The 6594-nt window shown below is 60.4% G+C and carries 5 protein-coding genes; 4 read left to right on the top strand and 1 reads right to left on the bottom strand.

Going from position 1 to position 6594, the window contains the following annotated elements:
• Positions 1 to 77: 77 nt before the first annotated feature.
• A complete protein-coding gene (gene gap, locus PMI23_RS27545) occupies positions 78 to 1079 on the bottom strand; it encodes a type I glyceraldehyde-3-phosphate dehydrogenase (RefSeq protein WP_007917884.1) in 1002 nt (333 codons plus the stop codon).
• A 220-nt stretch (positions 1080 to 1299) separates the two neighbouring features.
• On the opposite strand from gap, the gene edd reads away from it, so the two are divergent.
• The 4 genes from edd to PMI23_RS27525 all read left to right on the top strand — a co-directional run bounded on the left by edd (position 1300) and on the right by PMI23_RS27525 (position 6430).
• On the top strand, positions 1300 to 3126 hold the full coding sequence (edd, locus tag PMI23_RS27540) for a phosphogluconate dehydratase (RefSeq protein WP_007917882.1): 1827 nt from the start codon (positions 1300 to 1302) through the stop codon (positions 3124 to 3126).
• Positions 3123 to 4073 (top strand): glucokinase, encoded by a 951-nt coding sequence (locus PMI23_RS27535; protein ID WP_007917880.1) that lies wholly within the window; start codon positions 3123 to 3125, stop codon positions 4071 to 4073. The genes edd and PMI23_RS27535 overlap by 4 nt, the downstream gene beginning before the upstream one ends.
• A 166-nt stretch (positions 4074 to 4239) precedes the next feature.
• Positions 4240 to 4971 (top strand): response regulator, encoded by a 732-nt coding sequence (locus tag PMI23_RS27530; RefSeq protein ID WP_007917879.1) that lies wholly within the window; start codon positions 4240 to 4242, stop codon positions 4969 to 4971.
• Positions 4961 to 6430, top strand: coding sequence for an ATP-binding protein (locus PMI23_RS27525; protein ID WP_007917878.1), 1470 nt, complete (start codon positions 4961 to 4963; stop codon positions 6428 to 6430). Before PMI23_RS27530 ends, PMI23_RS27525 begins: the two co-directional genes overlap by 11 nt.
• Positions 6431 to 6594 lie beyond the last annotated feature (164 nt).

Here is a 6594-nt window from a genome sequence, read left to right as displayed (position 1 = left end):
ATCTTTTGATGTTGATCTTACAAACAAGATCAAAAGATCGCAGCCTTCGGCAGCTCCTACAGGGGATCAGGACAACCTTACTCGGCGTTACACAGCGCCAGGCAGTTATCCAGCATGCGGTTGGAGAAGCCCCACTCGTTGTCGTACCAGGCCAGCACCTTCAGCAGTTTGCCGCTGGACTTGGTGTGGTTGGCGTCGAATATCGACGACAGCGGATTATGGTTGAAGTCGCTGGATACCAGCGGCAGGGTGTTGAAACCGAGAATCTTCGAGTGCTGGCTCGCGGATTTCATCAGCGCGTTGACTTCCTCGGCGCTGGCTTCTTTTTTCAACTGCACGGTCAAATCTACCAGCGACACATTGATCACCGGCACGCGCACGGCCATGCCGGTCAGCTTGCCCGCCAGTTCCGGCAGCACCAGGCCTACCGCTTCAGCGGCGCCGGTCTTGCTCGGGATCATGTTCTGCGTGGCCGAACGCGCGCGGTATGGGTCGGTGTGATAGACGTCGGTGAGGTTCTGATCGTTGGTGTAGGCATGAATCGTAGTCATCAGACCGCTTTCGATCCCCAGTTCGCGGTGCAGCACTTGCGCCACTGGCGCCAGGCAGTTGGTGGTGCACGAAGCGTTGGAGATGATCTGGTGCGATTGGCGCAAAATGTCGTGGTTCACGCCATAGACAACAGTGGCGTCGGCACCTTTGGCCGGGGCCGAGATGATCACTTTGCGCGCGCCGGCAGTAATATGCGCGGCCGCTTTGGCGCGATCGGTAAAGAGACCGGTGCATTCGAACACCACATCAATCTTTTCCGCCGCCCATGGCAGCTCGGCCGGGTTGCGAATCGCGCTGACCGCAATGCGGTCGCCGTTGACGGTCAGACTTTCGTTGTCATGCTCGACCTGAGCGTCGAACGTGCCGTGAACGGTGTCGTATTTGAGCAGATGAGCATTGATCGAGCTGTCGCCCAGATCGTTGATGGCGACGATCTGCAAATCCTGTCGATAGCCTTGGGTATACAGTGCGCGCAGGACATTACGGCCGATGCGGCCAAAACCATTGATTGCGATTCGAAGAGTCATGGAACAGCGCCGCCGTCGTTTTGTTGTTGGAATTACAAGATTATTCGCATAAAAATAGAAAACAAGCCTTTTTAGTGGCAATATTTTGTTTTATCTACAACGAGTGACCTGAATCAACTGGTCCGAATGGTCAAAAAAGCCGTCTGTCATTCCAACAACAACGGCGTTTGATCAGCATAGACAATCAGGTCGCCACATCCGTTAGCCTGGAGTTCTACACATGCATCCCCGCGTCCTTGAGGTCACCGAACGGCTTATCGCCCGCAGCCGCGCCACGCGTCAGGCTTACCTTGCACTGATTCGCGGCGCCGCCACCGACGGGCCGATGCGCGGCAAGCTGCAATGCGCCAACTTCGCCCACGGCGTGGCCGGTTGCGGCAGCGAAGACAAGCACAGCCTGCGGATGATGAACTCGGCGAACATCGCCATAGTTTCTTCGTATAACGACATGCTCTCGGCGCACCAGCCGTATGAAGTCTTCCCGGAACAGATCAAGAACGCCCTGCGCGAAATCGGCTCGGTCGGCCAGTTCGCTGGCGGCACTCCGGCGATGTGCGACGGCGTCACCCAAGGTGAGCCGGGCATGGAACTGAGCTTGCCGAGCCGCGAAGTGATCGCCATGTCCACCGCTGTGGCGCTCTCTCACAACATGTTCGACGGCGCGCTGATGCTCGGCATCTGCGACAAAATCGTCCCGGGCCTGATGATGGGTTCGCTGCGCTTCGGTCACCTGCCGACGATCTTCGTGCCGGGCGGGCCGATGGTCTCGGGGATTTCCAACAAGGAAAAAGCCGACGTGCGGCAGAAGTACGCCGAAGGCAAAGCCACCCGCGAAGAGCTGCTGGAATCGGAGATGAAGTCCTACCACAGCCCGGGCACGTGCACGTTCTACGGCACCGCCAACACCAACCAGTTGCTGATGGAAGTCATGGGCCTGCACTTGCCGGGCGCGTCTTTCGTCAACCCGAACACGCCGCTGCGTGATGCGCTGACCCGCGAAGCCGCGCATCAAGTCACGCGCCTGACCAAGCAGAACGGCAACTTCATGCCGATCGGCGAAATCGTCGACGAGAAGTCGCTGGTCAACTCCATTGTTGCGCTGCACGCCACCGGCGGCTCGACCAACCACACCCTGCACATGCCGGCCATTGCCATGGCGGCGGGTATTCAACTGACCTGGCAGGACATGGCCGACCTCTCCGAAGTCGTGCCGACCCTGAGCCACGTCTACCCGAACGGCAAAGCCGACATCAACCACTTCCAGGCAGCGGGCGGCATGTCGTTCCTGATCCGCGAACTGCTTGGCGCCGGTCTGCTGCACGAAGACGTCAACACCGTGCTTGGCCACGGCCTGAGCAAATACACCAAGGAACCGTTCCTCGATAACGGCGAACTGGTATGGCGCGAAGGTCCGGTCGACAGCCTCGACGAAAACATCCTGCGCCCAGTCGCCCGTGCGTTCTCGGCGGAGGGCGGTCTGCGGGTGATGGAAGGCAACCTCGGTCGCGGTGTGATGAAGGTGTCCGCCGTCGCCCTGGAAAACCAGATCGTCGAAGCGCCAGCGATGGTGTTCCAGGATCAACAAGATCTGGCCGACGCGTTCAAGGCCGGCCTGCTGGAAAAGGATTTCGTCGCGGTGATGCGCTTCCAGGGCCCGCGTTCCAACGGTATGCCGGAGCTGCACAAGATGACGCCGTTCCTCGGCGTGCTGCAGGATCGCGGCTTCAAAGTCGCCCTGGTGACTGACGGCCGGATGTCCGGCGCCTCGGGGAAAATCCCCGCAGCGATTCACGTCAGCCCGGAAGCTTATGTCGGTGGTGCTTTGGCGCGCGTGCAAGAGGGCGATATCATCCGCGTCGATGGCGTCAAAGGCACTTTGGAACTTAAAGTCGACGCCGCAGAATTTGCAGCGCGCGAACCCGCCAAAGGCCTGTTGGGCAACAACATCGGCAGCGGTCGCGAACTGTTTGGTTTTATGCGTTTGGCCTTCAGCTCGGCGGAGCAGGGCGCCAGCGCCTTCACTTCTGCCCTGGAGACGCTTAATTGAAACTGGCTTTGGTCGGTGACATCGGAGGCACCAACGCGCGGTTCGCGTTGTGGAAAAACCAGCAACTGCAATCGGTTCAGGTGCTGGCCACGGCCGACCACGCCAGCCCGGAAGAGGCGATCAGCCTCTATCTGCGCGGGCTCGGTCTGGCGCCGGGTTCGATCGGTTCGGTGTGCCTGTCGGTGGCAGGTCCCGTCAGTGGTGATGAGTTCAAATTCACCAACAATCACTGGCGCCTGAGCCGCACCGCGTTTTGCAAAACCTTGCAGGTCGAGCAGTTGTTGCTGGTCAACGACTTCTCGGCGATGGCGCTGGGCATGACCCGTTTGCAGCCGGGCGAATTCCGCGTGGTCTGCGAGGGCACGCCGGAGCCGTTGCGTCCGGCCGTGGTGATTGGCCCGGGCACCGGCCTTGGCGTCGGTACTTTGCTGGATCTCGGTGAAGGTCGTTTCGCGGCGTTGCCGGGCGAGGGGGGGCACGTCGATCTGCCGCTGAGCAGTCCGCGTGAAACCCAGCTATGGCAGCACATCTATAACGAGATCGGCCATGTCAGCGCGGAAACCGCGTTGAGCGGCGGTGGTCTGCCGCGAGTCTATCGCGCGATTTGCGCAGTGGACGGGCATGAGCCGACACTCGACACGCCGGAAGCGATTACGGCAGCTGGTTTGGCCGGTGATCCGATTGCCCTGGAAGTGCTCGAGCAGTTCTGCTGCTGGCTCGGCCGTGTCGCCGGCAACAACGTGCTGACCACGGGCGGGCGTGGCGGGGTGTATATCGTCGGTGGTGTGATTCCACGCTTCGCCGATTTCTTCCTCGAAAGCGGTTTCGCCCGCAGCTTTGCTGACAAAGGTTGCATGAGCGATTACTTCAAAGGCATTCCGGTGTGGCTGGTGACAGCGCCGTATTCTGGCCTGGTTGGCGCCGGTGTGGCCTTGGAACAGGCTTGATACCGAGTCGCCTTCATCGCTGGCAAGCCAGCTCCCACAGGTTTTGTGAACGACACAGATCCTTGTGGGAGCTGGCTTGCCAGCGATGAGGCCAGAACAGGCAACAAATATCCAAGGTTCATCAGGCATAATCCGCCCCAATTCCAACAACAAGGATGCCTTCGAAGTGAGCTCAGTCAACAAGTCGATATTGTTGGTCGATGACGACCAGGAAATACGCGAGTTGCTGGAAACCTACCTGACCCGCGCCGGGTTTCAGGTACGGGCCACCGCCGACGGTGCCAGTTTCCGTCAGGCCCTCAACGAGGCGCCGAGCGATCTGGTGATCCTCGATGTCATGCTGCCCGACGAAGACGGCTTCAGCCTGTGCCGTTGGGTGCGTCAGCATCCGCGTCAGGCGCAGGTGCCGATTATCATGCTCACCGCCAGTTCCGATGAAGCCGATCGCGTAATCGGTCTCGAACTCGGTGCCGACGACTACCTCGGCAAACCCTTCAGCCCCCGCGAACTGCAAGCCCGCATCAAAGCTCTGCTGCGGCGTGCGCAATTCGGTCAGGAGCGCAGCGGCAGTGACGTACTGGCCTTTGACGAGTGGCGCCTAGACATGGTCAGCCACCGCCTGTTTCACACCGACGGCGAGGAAGTGATTCTCTCCGGCGCCGACTTCGCCCTGCTGAAACTGTTCCTCGATCACCCGCAGGAAATCCTCGACCGCGACACCATCGGCAACGCCACCCGTGGCCGCGACCTGATGCCGCTCGATCGCATCGTCGACATGGCCGTCAGCCGTTTGCGCCAGCGTCTGCGCGACACCGAGAAACCGCCACGGCTGATCCGTACCGTGCGCGGCAGCGGCTACCAACTGGCAGCCAACGTGGTTGCCGGCAATGCTCACTGAGTCGCTGCGTAAACTCGCCGCCAAGGTGCCGGTACCGCGTTCGCTGCTCGGGCGGATGTTGCTGCTGACGTTGCTCGCGGTATTGTTTGCGCAGACATTGTCGAGCGTGATCTGGGTCTCGCAGCTGCGCGCCACGCAGCTCGAAGGTCTGGTCACCAGTGCCCGCAGCCTCGCCCATTCGATGACCGCCAGCGTCAGTTATTTCCGCTCGTTGCCGGTGGCTTATCGGCCGTTGGTACTCGACCAATTGCGCAGCATGGGCGGCACCCGATTCGTCGTGACGCTCAACGACAAGCCGCTGGGCATGGACGTACTGCCGGTCACGCCGCGTAAAGCGGCGGTGATGAAAGCGGTCGACGAAGTGCTGCGCCAGACCTTGGGCCATGACACCGATATTTCGGTGACCTTCGTCAGCCCCGAAGACCTGCGCATCTTCAACGCCGGGCTGAAACTCGATGAATTGCCGCGTTCGTGGGCGCATTACGCGCTGACCCTGGAACCGGTCAATCCACCCGTGCTGGTCACGCAGATTCAAATGGCCCCGGGCGAATGGCTGTACATCGCCTCACTGTTGCCCGAGCCGTACACCAGTCTTGAAGAACAGGGACTGCCGTCGCAACAGGTGTGGTTCATCGTCCTCACCAGCGGATTTTTGCTGCTGTTCATCGGCCTGTTGGTGCACTGGCAGAGCCGGCCGCTCAAGCGTCTGGCACGTGCCGCACGGGATCTGTCGCTGGGCGCCGACGTCGAACCGGTGGCCGAGGGTGGTGGCAGTGAAGTGGTCGAAGTGGGGCGCGCCTTCAACACCATGCGCGAGCGCATCAGCCGCTACCTGACTGAGCGCAGCCAGTTGTTCAGCGCTATTTCCCATGACCTGCGCACGCCAATCACCCGTTTGCGTTTGCGCGTCGAACTGCTGGAAGACGAAAAGCTGCAAGCCAAATTCGGCCGCGATCTGGATGAGCTGGAGTTGTTGGTCAAAGGCGCGCTGCAATGCGTGAAAGACACTGACATCCACGAGAACATCGAACCGGTGGATCTCAACCATGTGCTTGATTGTCTGGTCGAACCGTACCTGGCGCCGAACGGCAACGGCCGGGTGACTCAGCATGGTCGTGCGTTGGCGGCGTATCCGGGTAAACCTTTGGCGTTGAAGCGTTGCATTGGCAATCTGATCGACAACGCGTTGAAGTATGGGCAGAACGCACATCTGCATATCGATGACGATGACAGCGCGTTTGTCTTACACGTTGATGATGAAGGGCCGGGAGTGCCGGAGCAGCGCTTGGAGCAGGTGTTTGAGCCGCACTTCCGGTTGGCGGGGCAGCAGCAGGGATATGGCTTGGGGTTGGGCATTGCGCGCAATATTGCCCACAGCCATGGCGGGGAAGTGACGTTGCAGAATTTGCGTGAGGGTGGGTTGCGGGTGACGTTGCAGTTGCCGCGTTCAGCGGATTGAGTCAAAAGCTTTCCCTCACCCTAGCCCTCTCCCAAGGGGAGAGGGGACTGATCGGGGGATGCTGCAGAGATACGCCGACCTGGAAGTCCGGTAGCGAATCCATAATCGACTCGATGTGTCAGGTCGGCGGATAACCCAGCACCACTCGGTCGGCCCCCTCTCCC

The sequence above is a fragment of the Pseudomonas sp. GM24 genome, from assembly GCF_000282235.1.
In the GTDB taxonomy this organism is placed as follows: domain Bacteria; phylum Pseudomonadota; class Gammaproteobacteria; order Pseudomonadales; family Pseudomonadaceae; genus Aquipseudomonas.
The sequence above is the reverse complement of the archived record's forward strand: the minus strand, read 5'-3'. Positions and strand labels throughout refer to the sequence as shown.

Bases quoted from the DNA above. Each gene is read 5' to 3' on its own strand.
- gap (WP_007917884.1), bottom strand. From the start codon at position 1,079: ATGACTCTTCGAATCGCAATCAATGGTTTTGGCCGCATCGGCCGTAAT.
- edd (WP_007917882.1), top strand. From the start codon at position 1,300: ATGCATCCCCGCGTCCTTGAGGTCACCGAACGGCTTATCGCCCGCAGC.
- PMI23_RS27525 (WP_007917878.1), top strand. From the start codon at position 4,961: ATGCTCACTGAGTCGCTGCGTAAACTCGCCGCCAAGGTGCCGGTACCG.